16 protein-coding genes are annotated in these 15,045 nt (G+C 65.9%); 7 read left to right on the top strand and 9 right to left on the bottom strand.

From position 1 onward, the window contains the following. Nucleotides 1–60: 60 nt before the first annotated feature. Both J3E61_RS21305 and J3E61_RS21300 read right to left on the bottom strand, forming a co-directional pair. Nucleotides 61–720: a GNAT family N-acetyltransferase gene (locus J3E61_RS21305; RefSeq protein WP_192721072.1), complete on the bottom strand. Its 660-nt coding sequence runs from the start codon at nucleotides 718–720 to the stop codon at nucleotides 61–63. 56 nt (nucleotides 721–776) lie between these two features. Beyond that, on the bottom strand, nucleotides 777–1,919 hold the full coding sequence (locus tag J3E61_RS21300) for a family 16 glycosylhydrolase (protein WP_192721073.1): 1,143 nt from the start codon (nucleotides 1,917–1,919) through the stop codon (nucleotides 777–779). A gap of 136 nt (nucleotides 1,920–2,055) precedes the next feature. Between J3E61_RS21300 and J3E61_RS21295 the strand changes: the two genes are divergently transcribed. Continuing rightward, a complete protein-coding gene (locus J3E61_RS21295; protein WP_210084873.1) occupies nucleotides 2,056–2,307 on the top strand; it encodes a hypothetical protein in 252 nt (83 codons plus the stop codon). Between the two features lie 413 nt (nucleotides 2,308–2,720). Here the strand turns inward: J3E61_RS21295 and J3E61_RS21290 are convergent, their stop codons facing one another. From J3E61_RS21290 to J3E61_RS21275, 4 genes are read right to left on the bottom strand one after another with little or no spacing between them, the layout of a single operon-like run. Next, on the bottom strand, nucleotides 2,721–3,575 hold the full coding sequence (locus J3E61_RS21290; RefSeq protein ID WP_192721075.1) for a GNAT family N-acetyltransferase: 855 nt from the start codon (nucleotides 3,573–3,575) through the stop codon (nucleotides 2,721–2,723). A 54-nt stretch (nucleotides 3,576–3,629) separates the two neighbouring features. After that, nucleotides 3,630–4,793 carry a flavodoxin-dependent (E)-4-hydroxy-3-methylbut-2-enyl-diphosphate synthase gene (ispG, locus tag J3E61_RS21285; RefSeq protein WP_210084872.1) on the bottom strand — a complete coding sequence of 388 codons (1,164 nt, stop codon included), beginning with the start codon at nucleotides 4,791–4,793 and terminating at the stop codon, nucleotides 3,630–3,632. An 8-nt stretch (nucleotides 4,794–4,801) separates the two neighbouring features. Then, nucleotides 4,802–6,028 (bottom strand): site-2 protease family protein, encoded by a 1,227-nt coding sequence (locus J3E61_RS21280; protein ID WP_210084871.1) that lies wholly within the window; start codon nucleotides 6,026–6,028, stop codon nucleotides 4,802–4,804. Next, entirely contained in the window at nucleotides 6,025–7,200 is a 1,176-nt protein-coding gene (locus J3E61_RS21275) for a 1-deoxy-D-xylulose-5-phosphate reductoisomerase (RefSeq protein WP_210084870.1), read from the bottom strand. The genes J3E61_RS21280 and J3E61_RS21275 overlap by 4 nt, the downstream gene beginning before the upstream one ends. A 207-nt stretch (nucleotides 7,201–7,407) precedes the next feature. On the opposite strand from J3E61_RS21275, the gene J3E61_RS21270 reads away from it, so the two are divergent. Together J3E61_RS21270 and J3E61_RS21265 are read left to right on the top strand one after the other, a co-directional pair. Next, nucleotides 7,408–8,079 carry a fasciclin domain-containing protein gene (locus J3E61_RS21270; RefSeq protein WP_192721079.1) on the top strand — a complete coding sequence of 224 codons (672 nt, stop codon included), beginning with the start codon at nucleotides 7,408–7,410 and terminating at the stop codon, nucleotides 8,077–8,079. Nucleotides 8,080–8,144: 65 nt separating this feature from the next. Next, the gene (locus J3E61_RS21265; RefSeq protein ID WP_210084869.1) at nucleotides 8,145–9,827 is read left to right on the top strand and encodes a cytochrome c biogenesis protein DipZ; all 1,683 of its coding nucleotides are present in this window, start codon (nucleotides 8,145–8,147) and stop codon (nucleotides 9,825–9,827) included. 1 nt (nucleotide 9,828) lies between these two features. Here J3E61_RS21265 and msrB read toward each other — a convergent pair whose 3' ends face one another. Further along, nucleotides 9,829–10,317 (bottom strand): peptide-methionine (R)-S-oxide reductase MsrB, encoded by a 489-nt coding sequence (msrB, locus tag J3E61_RS21260; RefSeq protein WP_210084868.1) that lies wholly within the window; start codon nucleotides 10,315–10,317, stop codon nucleotides 9,829–9,831. A gap of 113 nt (nucleotides 10,318–10,430) precedes the next feature. Between msrB and msrA the strand changes: the two genes are divergently transcribed. Next, nucleotides 10,431–11,135 carry a peptide-methionine (S)-S-oxide reductase MsrA gene (gene msrA, locus J3E61_RS21255; protein WP_210084867.1) on the top strand — a complete coding sequence of 235 codons (705 nt, stop codon included), beginning with the start codon at nucleotides 10,431–10,433 and terminating at the stop codon, nucleotides 11,133–11,135. Here msrA and sigI read toward each other — a convergent pair. Beyond that, entirely contained in the window at nucleotides 11,122–11,970 is an 849-nt protein-coding gene (sigI, locus tag J3E61_RS21250) for an RNA polymerase sigma factor SigI (protein WP_210084866.1), read from the bottom strand. The genes msrA and sigI overlap by 14 nt on opposite strands. Before the next feature lie 93 nt (nucleotides 11,971–12,063). Here sigI and J3E61_RS21245 point away from each other — a divergent pair, with 93 nt between their 5' ends. The 3 genes from J3E61_RS21245 to J3E61_RS21235 are packed head-to-tail and all read left to right on the top strand — an operon-like array spanning nucleotide 12,064 to nucleotide 14,239. Further along, a complete protein-coding gene (locus J3E61_RS21245) occupies nucleotides 12,064–12,906 on the top strand; it encodes an NAD(P)H-binding protein (protein ID WP_210084865.1) in 843 nt (280 codons plus the stop codon). 12 nt (nucleotides 12,907–12,918) lie between these two features. Beyond that, nucleotides 12,919–13,362, top strand: coding sequence for a nitroreductase family deazaflavin-dependent oxidoreductase (locus J3E61_RS21240; RefSeq protein ID WP_210084864.1), 444 nt, complete (start codon nucleotides 12,919–12,921; stop codon nucleotides 13,360–13,362). 10 nt (nucleotides 13,363–13,372) lie between these two features. Next, nucleotides 13,373–14,239, top strand: coding sequence for a GNAT family N-acetyltransferase (locus J3E61_RS21235; protein ID WP_192721086.1), 867 nt, complete (start codon nucleotides 13,373–13,375; stop codon nucleotides 14,237–14,239). On the opposite strand, the gene J3E61_RS21230 is transcribed toward J3E61_RS21235, so the two are convergent. Continuing rightward, on the bottom strand, nucleotides 14,212–15,024 hold the full coding sequence (locus J3E61_RS21230; protein ID WP_192721087.1) for a DUF4097 family beta strand repeat protein: 813 nt from the start codon (nucleotides 15,022–15,024) through the stop codon (nucleotides 14,212–14,214). The genes J3E61_RS21235 and J3E61_RS21230 overlap by 28 nt on opposite strands. Nucleotides 15,025–15,045: the final 21 nt, after the last annotated feature.

The raw sequence follows: 15,045 nt of genomic DNA, 5'->3' as shown, positions 1-15,045 counted from the left end.
AGGCAGATGTTACGAAGTCGAGACCTGAATCTCAGGTAGGCGCACCGAGTGCAGCGCCGACTAAGCCCCTGCGGCAGGAGCGCGGACGACCAACGGGACCGCCGGGAAGTAGGCGGCCATTTCCGAGCGTGACTTGCGGAGCGCAGCCGTGCCGTAGCCGAGCTTCCGGAACGCTGGGTGAATCCAGATCCGGACATTGACTTCGCCGCCCGCCAATTCGCCGAACACCATGCCGACCTTGTCCGAACCGTCAACGGCCACCAGCCACGCCGCCTCTTCGGCGTCGACTCGACTGATGGCTGCGCGGATCTCGTCATCGAGATCACCTGCGGGCGCCCCCGAGCCGTCGCCTGCCGCGCGCACGTCGTCGGTCCGTGCGGCGAAGATGTCGCGATCCTTGTCCGCAGCGAACGGCCGCAGCACCAGGTTGTGGCCATGGCGCGCCGGCTGCTCCGACATGAAGCTGAGCTGGCTGTTCAGGTCATCGAGTTCGGCCGCGATCCTGTCGCGCGAAACCCTGGTGAGCCGATCGAACGACAAACGCAGGACCGCTTCGGCAGCGACCAGCGACGTGCCGACCAGCGTGGCGATCGCCTCGATCGCGGCGTCGTAGTCCTCTGACTCGACGACCGCGTCGAGCAGCTCATGTCTGCATTCAAGCGCCCGTACCATCGCGCGGGCGATCTCCCTGCGCTCGACCTTGTTGTCCGACTCCGCCATGACGCCAGACTAGCCAGCGGCACGCGTGACCCAAGTGGGACTTCGAAAACCGGGGGTCACGGCGTGTAGGCGTATTGCCGGGCCCACGCAATCTTGAACTTGCCGCCTGCGGCGATGTCGGACCCGCCGACGTCGAGCTGCATGGCCAAATGCATCGGCCCCGGCGGGAAGTGGCTGGTGTCGGTCGACGTGAAGTACGGCACTCCGTCGACATAGGCCGTGATCTCGGTCGGCGTCCATTTGACGGCGTAGTTGTGCCACTGGGTGGCGTCAACCTGCACTGAGCTTGTTTCCCAAAGGTTTTGCGCCGAATAGTGAAGGGCCGTACTGGTATAGGTCCGGTTCGGGTCGTTCTGGATCTCCATGAAATCGATCTCGCCGCCCTGGGGCCAATTCTCCGCGTCGGGCCATGTCAACAGCACCGGGTTGTAATTGGCCGCGCCTGCAGGCGCTTTGGCCCGTACCTCCCACATGCCGTACTGCTGGCCGGTGCCGCCGGGCCAGTACGCCAAGCCGCCCGTATTGCCTTGTGCGTCACCGGTGATCACCAAGGTGTGGCTGCTGAACGTCAGCGCATTCGGGGTGCGACGCCATTGGCCCCCGTCCATCGGGCCGTCGTAGATGGACCAACCCGAAAGATGTGACGAGTCAATGAAATTGGTCATCGTCGGCGTTGAGCCCCAACCGAATTTCGCCGCGGCGGTGGTGGACTTGTCGACGGTGACCCAGGTGGTTGCCGACTTGCCGAGGTAGGTTTCCTTGACCGTGACCTTGAACACGTCCGTGCTACCCATGTTGCCCCAGCCGGACGGGGGCGTGTAGACGAACTTGCCCGTCTTGTCGATGACGACCGAGCCGCCGTTGGCCCGCGCCCCGACGGAGTACTTCAACGCATCACCGTCGGGGTCGAAGCCATGCACGACACCGCGAATCTTGCCGTCGGTGCCTACGACGTTCTCCGACGGGTTGAACGTGATCGTCGGGGCCCGATTGGCCGTCGCCGCGGCGCGTTGGCTCGTGGTGAGCATCGCTGCCGGCTGCACGGTCGCGGCTTGCGCGGATCCGTCGAATTGGCGGCGAACTGCGTCGAAGAAACCCCAGACCATGCCCATCAAGTCGATCGGGGCCGCCGGCGTACCGCTGGTCGCCGACGGGTTGTGACCGAACACCGACAACAGACTCGTGACGAGAGTCGTCAACGGGTTCGTTGCGGGGGCCGTCTTAGGGACAACGGTTAGCGACTCGGTCTGCGTTGTCGGTGCTGCGATTCGTTGGAGTCCCGACGATGACGACATTGTTTGCGTTGTCGCGCCTGCCGATTCGCCCGTGGATTGTGTGGTCACCGTTGTATTGGCCGACGGCCCAGGCGTTCTGGCAGTCACCGTGTTGGCGCTGAGAGAGGTCGGGACAGACGGGCCGGGATCGGAGACGGCCGCCGCGGATGACCGCCGCGATTTCTTGTTCGTCGTCGATTGGGTGACCGCGGATTCACCGGACGTCTTGGTGGTTTTCTTGCGTGTTCCGGTTGGCGGACCCGGCGGTGTGGTGGTGGTGTCCTTCGCAGTATCGCCCGCGGGCGCCGTCTGATCATCGGCACCCGAAGCGCTTGGGCCGGCAGCACCTGCAGTGGATGCGGTCGAGTCCGTCGACGCCGATGCAGTCGTATCCTTCGTGTCCGTTGTTGCCGCGCCATCTGCCCAGGCGACGGCCGCTCCCCCTGCGCCCGCAGCACCGATTCCCAGTGCGACAGCTAATCCACCAACCCGACCGACGAAAGATGCGGCATTCACGACGCCCCCTACTTGCCTCGCTTGCTCGATGTAACCACGGTCGCGATTGACGTATCGGTCATTTCACCGTTTCGAGACAGATTGGCCCAGCTCTCACGCCATGCGCAGCGGAGATAAGCGGGAGATCTGTGAATTGTCAACAGCTGGCGCACATTTCGCCGGATGATCACCGGCCCGCGTTCCGCGGTCCTGCAGTACTTGCCGAGGCAATCAGTCCAGCAACACTGTCGAGAAGCTGCCGACCTGTTTGAAACCGATGCGCGCATAGGTCGCGCGGGCGACGGTGTTGAAGTCGTTGACATACAGGCTCGCGATGCGGCCGCTGCGCACCACCGCCGATGCGAGTGTCGCAGTGCCTGCCGTGCCGAGACCGTGCCCGCGCCAATCCGGGTGCACCCAGACGCCTTGAATCTGTCCGACCGACGGCGACTGCGATCCGACCTCGGCCTTGAACACCACCTTGCCGCGCTCGAAGCGCGCCCACGCCCGGCCCGCGGCGATCAGGCCTGCGACCCGGCGCCGGTAGCCGCGGCCGCCATCGCCGAGTCGCGGGTCGATGCCGACCTCGCCGATGAACATGTCGATGGCAGCCACCAGATAGGCGTCGAGTTCGTCGACACGCACCGGGCGCACCGCGGGATCCATTGCTGATTGCGGTGCCCCGTCGAGCGCCATCAGCGGCTGGTGCTCGCGGACATCGCGGGCCGGACCCCAGGCGTGCTCGAGTCGGCGCCACATCGGCATCACATGTTCGGCGCGGCCCACCAGCGACGAGCAGCGCCGCGCGGTACTCATCGCCTTGTCCGCGAACGCATTCAGATCGGTGAGGTCGCCGCGCAGCGGGATCAGGTTCGCTCCCGCGTAGCACAGCGATTCGCTGACCCGCCGCCGCGTCCATAGCTCGCCGCCGATCGCCGAGGGTTCGACGCCGTGCTCGGCAACCCGCGAGGCCACCATGCAGCTACCCACGGGATCCTCGTCGAGCACTTGGCGCACCGCCGCGGCGTCACGCACCACCGACACCCGTCGCTCATCGACGAGGCGGAATAGCGGCGGAGCCGACATGGAGACTCTTTTCAACCGGTCCCGGGGGCGGTGACCCCGCTCACGGGGTCATGCTCAGCTTACGGTGACAATCGGCGAACCGCTGGCAGATGCCTCGTCGCCCCGCTCTTCTGCGATTCGCAGCGCCTCTTCGATCAACGTCTCGACAATCTGCGCCTCGGGCACGGTCTTGATGACCTCGCCCTTTACGAAGATCTGACCCTTGCCGTTGCCGGATGCGACACCGAGGTCCGCCTCACGTGCCTCCCCGGGACCGTTGACAACGCAACCCATCACGGCAACGCGCAGCGGGAAGTCGAGCCCATCGAGTCCGGCGGTGACCGCATTGGCCAGTGTGTAGACGTCGACCTGCGCGCGCCCGCACGATGGGCACGACACGATCTCGAGTCCGCGTGGCCGCAGGTTCAGCGACTCCAGGATCTGGTTGCCGACCTTGACCTCTTCGATCGGCGGCGCCGACAGCGACACCCGGATCGTGTCGCCGATGCCCTTGCTCAGCAGTGCGCCGAATGCGACGGCGGACTTGATGGTGCCCTGGAACGCAGGGCCTGCCTCGGTCACGCCGAGGTGCAGCGGGTAGTCGCACTGTGCGGCCAACTGCTCGTAGGCAGCGACCATGACGACCGGGTCGTTGTGCTTGACGCTGATCTTGATGTCGCCGAAGCCGTGCTCCTCGAACAGCGACGCCTCCCACAGCGCGGATTCGACGAGCGCCTCGGGCGTCGCCTTGCCGTACTTCTCCATGAACCGCTTGTCGAGGCTGCCGGCGTTGACCCCGATGCGGATCGGGATGCCTGCGGCGCCCGCGGCCTTGGCCACCTCGCCGACCCGGCCGTCGAATTCCTTGATGTTGCCGGGGTTCACGCGCACGGCTGCGCAGCCCGCGTCGATCGCGGCGAAGATGTACTTCGGCTGGAAGTGGATGTCGGCGATCACCGGGATCTGGCTGTGCTTGGCGATCTCCGACAGGGCGTCGGCGTCCTCCTGCCGCGGGCAGGCCACCCGGACGATGTCGCAACCGGACGCGGTCAGTTCGGCGATCTGCTGAAGTGTGGAGTTGACGTCATGCGTCTTGGTGGTGCACATGGACTGCACCGCGATCGGATGGTCGCTGCCGACGCCGACGTTGCCGACCATCAGCTGGCGGGTCTTGCGACGCGGCGCGAGAGTGGGAACAGGCGGAGCCGGCATGCCCAGCCCGATTGTCTGGCCAGTCATTGTGTCTCCTACTGGAACGGTCTGATCGGGTTGACGAAGTCAGCGGTCACCGTGAGCGCCATGTAGCCGATCACCACGACGAGGATGACGTAGGTGGCAGGCATGAGCTTGAGGTAATTCACCGGCGGTGCAGCGTCGATGCGGCGCGCCTTGCGAATCATATTGCGGATCTTCTCGAACACGGCAATCGCGATGTGGCCGCCGTCGAACGGCAGCAGCGGGACCAGGTTGATGGCGCCGAGCACGAAGTTCAGCTGCGCCAGGAAGAACCAGAACGCCATGAAGTAGCCATGCTCGAACGCGTCGCCGCCGATGATCGACGCGCCGACGACGCTGATCGGCGTCTCGGGGTCGCGCTCGCCACCGCCGATGGAGTGCACCAATGCGCCGATCTTGGTGGGGATCTTCGCCAGCGACTTGCCCAGTTGGACGGCGAGGTCACCGGTGAACGCGACGGTGCCCGGTATCGCCGTCACTGGGTTGAAGTGCTCGTACTTCACGGGGCCGAACTCGGCGGCGGAGACGCCTACCGCTCCCACAGTGGACGGAGCCTGGGCGTCCTTCGAGGTCCACCGCTGGGTGCGGGTGACGTCGACCATCGTGGTGATCTTGGTGCCGTCGCGTTCTACGACGAACTGCGTCGGACCGGTGAGCTCGCGCACCGCAGCGACCATCTCGTCGGGGTTGCTCACGTCCTTGTCGCCGACCTTGACGATGATGTCGCCGGCCTTGATGCCCGCCGCTGCCGCCGGACCGATCCCCTCGCAATGGCCCATCTGGTCCTTGCTCAGTTGTGGTGCGACGCAAGAAGTTTCGGCGACATGGGCGGCGGGCTGGGGATGCAGGTTGGGCAGTCCCCACACCAGGGCCATGCCGTAGATCAGCACCAGCCCGATGACGAAGTTCATCGCGGGGCCCGCGAATAGCACCAGCACCCGCTTCCAGGTCTTCTGCTTGTACATCGCGTAGGGCTGGTCCTCGGGCGCGATCTCGTCGATAGCGGTCATGCCCGCGATATCGCAGAAGCCGCCGAGCGGGACCGCCTTGACGCCGTACTCGGTGTAGCCGAGCTTGTTGGGCCGCCGCGTCGACCACAGCGTCGGGCCGAAGCCGACGAAGTAGCGGCGCACCTTCATCCCGGTCGCGCGGGCCGCCCACATGTGCCCGCATTCGTGCAGCGCCACCGACACCAAGATGAACAGCGCGAACAGCGCGACGCCGATGATCCACATCATTTGGTGGTGACGACCTCCCGGGAAACTGCGCCCTTTGCCCGGTCGCGGGCCCAGTGCTGCGCATCGAGTACGTCTTCCACGGTAGCGGGTTCGGCGGCCCACTGGTCGGCAGCGCGCAGGACCTCGGCAATCGTTCGCACGATCGCCGGGAATCTGATCCGACCGTCGAGGAAGGCCTTGGCGGCCTCTTCGTTGGCGGCGTTGTAGACCGCAGTCAGGCAGCCGCCCTTCGTGCCCGCTTCTTTGGCCAGCTCGACGGCGGGGAACACCGCGGCATCGAGCGGCTCGAAGTCCCACGTCGAGGCGGTGGAGAAGTCGCAGGCCAGCGCCGCCCCGGCGACGCGCGACGGCCAGCCCAGCGCGAGCGCGATGGGCAGCTTCATGTCCGGCGGGCTGGCCTGCGCCAGGGTCGACCCGTCGGTGAAGGTCACCATCGAGTGCACGATCGACTGGGGGTGCACGACGACGTCGATGCGGTCGTACGGAATGCCGAACAGCAGGTGGGTTTCGATCAGCTCCAGTCCCTTGTTGACCAGCGACGCCGAGTTCAGCGTGTTCATCGGGCCCATCGACCAGGTGGGATGCGCGCCGGCCTGTTCGGGCGTGACGTCCTCCAGTCGCTCGGCCGGCCAACCGCGGAACGGTCCACCCGATGCGGTCAGCACGATCTTGGCGACCTCGTCGGGGGTGCCGCCGCGCAGGCATTGGGCCATCGCGGAGTGTTCGGAGTCGACGGGCACGATCTGGCCCGGCTTGGCGGCCTTGAGCACCAGCGGGCCACCCGCGACCAGTGACTCCTTGTTCGCCAGCGCCAGGCGGGCGCCGGTCGCCAGCGCCGCCAGCGTCGGCTTGAGACCGAGAGCGCCCACCAGGGCGTTGAGTACCACGTCGGCCTCGGTGCTCTCGACGAGCTGGGTGGCGGCATCGGGACCTGCGTAGGTGACGTCACCGACCTCGGCGGCCGCTGCGTCGTCGGCGACGGCGATCGACGTCACACCGGTCTGGGCGCGCTGCTGGGCCAGCAGAGCGGGGTTTCCGCCGCCGGCCGCCAGCCCGACGACCTCGAACCGGTCGGGGTTGGCGGCGATGACCTCCAGCGCCTGGGTTCCGATCGAGCCGGTGCTGCCGAGTATCAGCACGCGCGTTCTGCTCACCGACCCATTGTCCCGCATCCACAACCCCCGCGAACGTGGGTTACCCGCACGCAAAAAGCCGCTGAGGCGTGCGGGTAACCCACGTTCGCGATTGGGAGAAAGAGAAGTGTGACGCAAATGTGACGTCAGCGGTCCGCTTCCATCCGTGAGGCGCCTCACGCCGAATCCCCCTTGTCAGCACAAAGGCGGGCACCACGCCCGTCACGACAAGGGAGTCACAACGTCATGAAAATTACTCACCGTCAAGCAATCTCGGTGGCAGGCCTGACCGCCGTCGCGGTTCTCGGCCTCTCGGCGTGTTCGAGCGACCCGTCCACCGCCGCTCCGGCGTCCGTCACCAGCTCGACGATGGCGGCCAGCAGTCCGGCGCCAAAGCCCATGGATCAGCCAATGGATCCCGGCGCAGGCCTGGTCGGACCGGGTTGCGCCGATTACGCCGCGCAGAACCCCACCGGCCCCGGCTCGGTGACGGGCATGGCGCAGGATCCGGTGGCGGTGGCGGCGTCCAACAACCCGCTGCTGACCACGCTGACCGCGGCGTTGTCGGGCAAGCTCAACCCCAACGTGAACCTCGTCGACACCCTCAACGGCAGCGAGTTCACGGTGTTCGCACCGACCGACGCGGCGTTCGCGAAGATCGACCCGGCCACCATCGAGAAGCTGAAGACCGACTCGAATCTGCTCAGCAGCATCCTGACCTATCACGTGGTGCCCGGACAGGCGAGCCCCGCGCAGGTCGTCGGCATGCACAAGACCGTGCAGGGCGGTCAGGTCGACGTGACCGGCATGGGCAACAACCTGAAGGTCGACAATGCAAGCGTGGTGTGCGGCGGCGTCCGCACGGCCAACGCGACCGTGTATCTCATCGACACCGTCCTGATGCCCCCGGCCGCCTAGGTCACCCACTCCCCGAGCTGGGCCTCGCGCGAGCAGGCCCAGCTCGGTCATGAAAAAGAGCGGACATGTTCACCCTCGTGCTCATCGGCTTTCTCGGTGGGTTGATCACCGGAATCTCGCCGTGCATCCTGCCGGTACTGCCGGTCATCTTCTTCTCGGGCGCCCAGGCCGGCGAGCCGAAAGCGCGGCCATACCGCGTGATCGGCGGCCTGGTGCTGAGCTTTTCAATCGTCACGCTTGCCGGCTCGGCGCTGCTGTCACTGCTGCACCTGCCGCAGGACGCGATCCGCTGGGTCGCGTTGGTGGCATTGGCAGCGATCGGAGTCGGCCTGATCTTCCCGAGAGTCGAAGCGCTGCTGGAGAAGCCGTTCTCACGGCTGCCGCAGAAGCAATTCGGTTCCGGCAGTAGCGGTTTCGGGCTCGGTCTGGCGCTTGGCGTGCTGTACGTGCCGTGTGCGGGTCCCGTGCTGGCTGCCATCGTCATCGCTGGCGCGACGGGCACCATCGGTCTGCCGACGGTGGCGCTGACACTGTCGTTCGCGGTCGGCGCCGCGCTGCCGTTGTTGTTCTTCGCCTTGGCAGGTCGCCGTGTCTCAGAACGCGTGGCGGCGTTTCGCCGACGTCAGCGCGAAATCCGCATCGCCGCAGGCATTGTCACGATCCTGCTCGCCGTGGCGCTGGTGTTCAACCTGCCCGCCGCGCTACAACGCGCCATTCCCGACTACACCGCCAAACTTCAGGAAACCGTCGGCGGCGACGAGCAAGTGCGCGAAAAGCTGAATCTGGGCGGCCTTGTCAACGACCAGAACAAGGAGCTGTCCAACTGCACCAACGGCGCGCCCGAGCTGGAAAACTGCGGGCCCGCCCCGGATCTCACCGGGATCACCGGCTGGCTGAACACGCCGAACGAAGCCGCCGTCGATCTGAAATCGCTGCGGGGCAAGGTGGTTATCGTCGATTTCTGGGCGTACTCGTGCATCAACTGCCAGCGCGCCATCCCCCACATCGTCGACTGGTATCGGGCCTATAAGGACGCCGGCCTGGAGGTGATCGGTGTGCACACACCGGAGTACGCATTCGAGCGCGTACCCGCCAACGTGGCCAGCGGCGCCAGGGATCTGGGCATCACCTATCCTGTGGCGCTCGATTCCAACTACTCGACGTGGAGCAATTACCGCAATCGGTATTGGCCCGCCAAGTATCTGATCGACGCCAATGGAGCCGTGCGCCACATCAAGTTCGGCGAGGGCGACTACGCGCAGACGGAAACCCTTATCCGCCAACTCCTTTCCGAAGCGCACCCCGGCATCACACTGCCGGCTCCCACCGATGCGTCCGACACGACTCCCCCATCGGACTTGACGCGGGAGACCTATCTGGGCGTCGGCAAGGTGGTGAACTACGGCGGGGCCGGTGGCTATGACGAGGGCACAACGACCTACGACTATCCAACGCTCCTGCCCGACGACACGTTCGCCTACAAAGGCGATTGGAAGCTGGACTACCAGGGCGCGACGGCCAGCGGTCCGAACTCGGCCATCGAACTGAACTACCGCGCGCGCGATGTCTACCTGGTGGTCGGCGGGACCGGCACGGTGACTGTCACCCGCGAGGGCGAGTCCAAGCAGATACCGGTCAGCGGTCCGCCTACCTTGCGCCAGATCGCCGCCGACGGCGAGGTCGACCGCAAGACGCTCGAGGTGCAGCTGAGCCAAGGGCTGCAAGCGTTTTCATTCACCTTCGGGTAGGTCAGAGGGCACGGAAGTTCATCGCGACGCCGTTCATGCAGTAGCGCAGCCCGGTCGGTTGCGGACCGTCGTCGAACACGTGGCCGAGGTGACCACCGCAGCGCCGACAGAGCACCTCGGTGCGTGCCATGCCGATGCTGTCGTCCTGGCGCTCCAATACTGCATTGTCGAGCGGCCGCCAGAAACTCGGCCAGCCGGTGCCGCTGTCGAACTTGGTGTCAGAGGAGAACAGGTCGAGCGCGCAGCCCGCACAACCGAACACCCCATGCCTGTGCTCATCGTTGAGCGGGCTGCTGTACGGCATCTCGGTGCCTGCCCTGCGCAACACGTTATACTGCTCGGTGGTCAACAGCTGCTTCCACTCAGCGTCGGTATGAGTCACCTCGAAATCGGCCGGCGGACTAGCCGACGCCGCCCGCGCGCACGCCGCGGTCGCAACGAGGGTCGCCGACGCCGCGCCGACCAGGAATTGCCGTCGCTTCAGGCTCATCAGAGGAATCTATGCCCGCAGTGGCGGCCATAACCGTTGTCCTAGAAGCAGTGTCACAGTTCGGTAAGGAATGATCCGATCGCTTGCGCAACTAGAGTCGCTAGCCTGAACCGATGAGGTTGACCGCCAAGACGGCCGGAATCACCGCGCTCGCCGTGCTCGTGGCACTGGGTTTCGCGCTGTTCCCGGCAAGCGCCTCGACAACGGTTCCGAGTCCTGTGCTCGACGAGCCTGTGGGTAGCCAGGGGGCGAGCGAGACCGCGGTGCTGGCAGGCGGCTGCTTCTGGGGTGTTCAGGGCGTATTTCAACACGTGAAGGGCGTATCGGCGGCGGTCTCCGGCTACGCGGGTGGCGACGCGTCGACGGCCCAGTACGAGACGGTCAGCAATGGTTCCACCGGGCACGCCGAGTCCGTTCGCATAACCTACGACCCCAGCCAGGTGACGTTCGGCCAGCTGCTGCACGTGTTCTTCGCCGTTGTCCATGATCCGACGGAACTGAACCGGCAAGGGCCCGACGTCGGCGAACAGTATCGCTCGGCGATCTTTCCCCAGAACGACATGCAACAGCGGGTTGCCGACGCCTACATCGCTCAACTCAATCAGGCGAAGGTCTTCGATAATCCCGTCGTCACGCAGACCAAACCGGACTCCGGTTTCTTCCCCGCCGAGGATTACCACCAGGATTACCTCAACTCGCACCCGACCGCGGCGTACATCGCGGTCAACGACATGCCGAAGCTAGCCGCGCTGCGGCAACAGTTTCCGCAGCTGTACCGCGACCAGCCTGTGCTGGTGCACGCGGTCACCCACCAATAGCTGCGGACGGATCGACGGTCGCCTCGATCTTGATGATCCGGTCACCGCGGACCGTCAGCACCAGCACCACGGCGAGCCTGCGGTCGGTGAAGCCAAGCACCTCGCCGGCTGGCCCGGCGACGAGCGTCGCACCATGGCCGAGGAAATGAAGAAGGTTGGGCGCCACCGAATCCCGCCCGTGGTTGATCTGCGGGGGCGCACCGCTGACAAAGGTAGCCATCCCCCACACCGCGGGATCCAGTACCGCCGTCAAGGCTTGTAAGTCGCCGTTCGCGCACGCGGTGATGAACTTCTCGGTGACGATCCGGTGCTCGACATCTGTCACATCGGCGGGCCGAGGCCGTGAGCCCGCCGAATCTGCGAATTTCGCTCTCGCACGTCTGGCAAGCTGACGACAGGTGCCGACCGGCCTGCCCACCGTCTCGGCGACCTCTTCGAACGGCATCTGAAAGACGTCGTGCAGCACGAACGCCACCCGCTCGCCGGGGCTCAGCCGCCGCAACACCTCCAGCAGCGCGGAGCGCACCTCGTCGTCGAGCGTGACCCGGTCGGCCGGATCGGCGTCCCGCGACACGGCGGCGTCGAGCGCCCCTGACTCATCGGGTTGTTCGTGGCGGGCGCGCGCGGACCGCATCTGGTCCAGGCACAGCCGACCGGCGACCACTGTCAGCCAGGCGCGGACGTCGTCGACTTGCGACGCGCGTGACAGCCGAAGAAACGCCTCCTGTGCGACGTCCTCGGCGTCGCCGACGTCGCCGAGCATCTGGTAGGCGAGATTCACCAGGTACGGACGGTGGCTGCGCCACGCCGCGTCCACCTCGGGTGCAGAACTCATGAGACTAAGACGAAACGTCGGTGCGAAAAGTTACAGCCGCCTGTGCACGGACGCCTGTGTAACTTTTCTCGACGCGACGTCGTCCTTGACTCCATGAACGCAATTCTCGTCACCGGCGCAACCGGCAACGTCGGCCGCCCACTCGTCAACGAACTCGCAACAGCCGGCGTGGAGGTGCGCGCCGTCACCCGACAACCCGATGCCGCCCGCTTTCCCGATGGCGTCAAGGTGGTGCGCACCGCAGCAGAGGGACTGGCCGGCGCCTCGGCGGTATTCCTGAACTCGCGTGCGTTGGGCGACGAGTTGGAGGCGGTCGTCCGCCAGGCGCGCTTCGAAGGTGTCAGCCGACTCGTGGCGTTGTCGGCGATCAACGCCGACGACGACTTCGCGCGTCAGCCCTCACGGTTTCGCGGCGACCGCAACAAGGAAGTCGAGCAACTCGCGGTCGACTCGGGCTTGGAGTGGGTCAGCCTTCGTCCAACGGTGTTCATCACCAACTTCTTTGGCATGTGGGCGCCGCAGATTCAGACGGGCGACGTGGTCAACGGACCGTATGCGACGGCATCGACAGCACCGATCGTCGACCGCGACATCTCCGCCGTGGCGGCCAAGGCCCTGCTCACCGATGAACTCGTCGGCCGCAAGATTCCGATGACCGGACCGCAGGCTTTCACCAACACCGAAATGGTCGAGATCATCGGATCGGTGATTTCCCGACCGCTGCGCTATCAGGAAGTCCCCGCGGACCTTGTTCGTCAGCGCTTCATCGGACTCGGTTTCTCGGCCGAATTCGCCGACGCCTATATCGCGTTTCTGGAGGCGACCGTCGAAAAGCCGGCGTTGGTCACGCACGAGGTGGAGAAGATCCTCGGCAGGCCCGCCCAGACATTCGCCGACGCGGTATCCGCCAATCAAGACCTGTTCATCAAACAGTAAGGGAGACAAGCCATGTCCGACTTTCGCCCGCCGCGGTATCTCAAACCGATGAACAAGTTCATGATGGCCGTGCAGAAGCTCGGCATCCCTACCGGCCCGGCGATGGTATTGACAGTGCCGGGACGGAAAAGCGGAAAGCCGCGCAGCACGCCGATGACGCCGTTCGAGCATGACGGCGGCCTCTATGTCGTCGCCGGTTATCCGGGGGCCGACTGGGCGTCCAACGCGCGCGCCGCAGGCGCGGGGACGCTGTCGCGAGGACGCAAGTCGCGGCGCGTAAAGATCGTCGAACTGGATCCGGCGCAGTCGCGGCCCGTGCTGCGAGCGTTCGCCGTCAAGGTGCCGGTCGGTGTCGGCTTCGCCAAACGCGCGGGCCTGGTGCGCGACGGCGCCCCTGAGGAGTTCGCGGGCTTGGCGGGCCAACTCGCGGTGTTCCGGTTCGACCCCGGCGACTAGCCTCGTCTGGGTGGAGCTGACGACCGCCCGGCTGTCGTTGACTCCGTTGGATCCAGACCGCGACGCCGAGGCGCTGCACGTGGCCTACAGCGATCCGGACGTAATGCGTTGGTGGGACGCACCGCTATGCGTCGACGTCGCTGAAACCCGCGAACACTTGGCGCGCTACGTCCTGGGCGACGGCGCCCAGGCGTGGACCGTGCGGGAGGCAACCACTCCCGTCGGCGTGGTCGGGCTGCTCGGCGACGTAGCAGTGCCCGGTCTGAGTTGGATGTTGTGCAGGCGAGCGTGGGGTCGCGGGCTGATGACCGAGGCGGCGACGGCGGTCATCGAGTATGCATTCGGCCCGCTGGGACTTGCCCGCGTCGAGGCCTGGGTCGACACCACGAACGTCCGATCGCTGGCCACTGCCCGCAGGCTGGGCCTGACCGAACACGGCAGACTGGCGCAACGGTACCCGCATCGCGAGGATGCGCACGAGTCGATCGTCCTGGGTCGGTCGCGTGCACCGGAGCCCACCGCCGTGCTCGGTGTCGAGGTCACGCTTCCGGTGCACGATGTCACCGCCGAGCTCGAGCTACTGCGGTGTGTGCTCGGCGCCAGGACGCGCTACCACGTGGGCGATCCACCGACGATGGTCGGCGTGGTATTCGGTCCGTGGAGCGTCGGCCCTGTCATACGGCTGGTGGCGGCGTCGTCGAGTGCGCCCATCACCGTAAGCGTCGATGTTGGCATCGAGTTCGATGCGTCGTATGCCCGCGCCGTTACCGCAGGAGCATGCATAGCCTCGCCTCCCGTCGAACAGCCTTGGAGCATGCGGGAATTCGTTGTCCGGCTGTCGAACGGGCATCAGCTGGTGGTAACCGGGCCGTCCTGAAGCGCGCGCTGAATGACGACGTCGCCGGAGCGGGTCCGCGCGTGCACGACTAGCGTCTGATCACCATCGGCCGGACCGTCGGTCGACGCCAGCGAATTGCGCACTTCGCCCGATCCCGTCGTCAAATCCAGTTGGGCCGCCGTACCTTCGGCGACACCGACGAGGAGTTCACCGCTGGCGGTATGCACGGACACACCGCCGTTGACGGCCGTTGCCACATTGATGTCACCGGAAGCCGTCTGCGCGTCGACCTTGCCCTGTAGGCGTTTGACGGTCAGCGAACCGCTTGCGGCGCGGAATTTGATATCGGCATGCAGGTCTCCGATCACAACATCACCGGATGCCGTCGAGACGGCCGCCGAGCCGTTGATCTCGCGAACGGATAATCCTCCAGATGCGCTGTCCGCCTTCAGGTTTCCGTGTACACTGCCGACCTCGACATTCCCGCTCGCCGACGCGAACTTGCAGTCGGCGTATCGACCCTCGGCGGTGATGCACGCCGACGCCGACGATGCGTTGACCCGCGAACCGGCGGGCAGCGCGATGTCGACAACGACCGCTCCCCGGCGCGGGAACGCGAACCCGCGCTGACTCGACACCCGCAGCGCACCGTTGCTGAAGTCGACCGACACCTGTTCGGCCGCCTTGACGTCATGGCTGCGGGATTCATCGCGAGGCCGCACCTCGACGACCGTGTCGTCGCGGTCACTGGCGACCAGTTGCACAGCGCCTGCGGAAATTTCGACCGTCGCGGTGATCGGTTGGGGCGTAGCGAAAGTGGGCATCGTTTCTCCTCCTGGGTGTTG

Source organism: Mycobacterium sp. OAE908 (assembly GCF_017872775.1).
In the GTDB taxonomy this organism is placed as follows: Bacteria; Actinomycetota; Actinomycetes; order Mycobacteriales; family Mycobacteriaceae; genus Mycobacterium.
Note: the sequence above shows the minus strand (reverse complement) of the source record. Positions and strands in the feature narration are given on the sequence as shown.

Bases quoted from the DNA above. Each gene is read 5' to 3' on its own strand.
- ispG (WP_210084872.1), bottom strand. From the start codon at position 4,793: ATGACTGGCCAGACAATCGGGCTGGGCATGCCGGCTCCGCCTGTTCCC.
- J3E61_RS21245 (WP_210084865.1), top strand. From the start codon at position 12,064: ATGAACGCAATTCTCGTCACCGGCGCAACCGGCAACGTCGGCCGCCCA.
- J3E61_RS21265 (WP_210084869.1), top strand. From the start codon at position 8,145: ATGTTCACCCTCGTGCTCATCGGCTTTCTCGGTGGGTTGATCACCGGA.
- J3E61_RS21280 (WP_210084871.1), bottom strand. From the start codon at position 6,028: ATGATGTGGATCATCGGCGTCGCGCTGTTCGCGCTGTTCATCTTGGTG.
- msrA (WP_210084867.1), top strand. From the start codon at position 10,431: ATGAGGTTGACCGCCAAGACGGCCGGAATCACCGCGCTCGCCGTGCTC.
- J3E61_RS21240 (WP_210084864.1), top strand. From the start codon at position 12,919: ATGTCCGACTTTCGCCCGCCGCGGTATCTCAAACCGATGAACAAGTTC.
- J3E61_RS21275 (WP_210084870.1), bottom strand. From the start codon at position 7,200: ATGCGGGACAATGGGTCGGTGAGCAGAACGCGCGTGCTGATACTCGGC.
- sigI (WP_210084866.1), bottom strand. From the start codon at position 11,970: ATGAGTTCTGCACCCGAGGTGGACGCGGCGTGGCGCAGCCACCGTCCG.
- J3E61_RS21230 (WP_192721087.1), bottom strand. From the start codon at position 15,024: ATGCCCACTTTCGCTACGCCCCAACCGATCACCGCGACGGTCGAAATT.
- J3E61_RS21270 (WP_192721079.1), top strand. From the start codon at position 7,408: ATGAAAATTACTCACCGTCAAGCAATCTCGGTGGCAGGCCTGACCGCC.
- msrB (WP_210084868.1), bottom strand. From the start codon at position 10,317: ATGAGCCTGAAGCGACGGCAATTCCTGGTCGGCGCGGCGTCGGCGACC.
- J3E61_RS21290 (WP_192721075.1), bottom strand. From the start codon at position 3,575: ATGTCGGCTCCGCCGCTATTCCGCCTCGTCGATGAGCGACGGGTGTCG.
- J3E61_RS21305 (WP_192721072.1), bottom strand. From the start codon at position 720: ATGGCGGAGTCGGACAACAAGGTCGAGCGCAGGGAGATCGCCCGCGCG.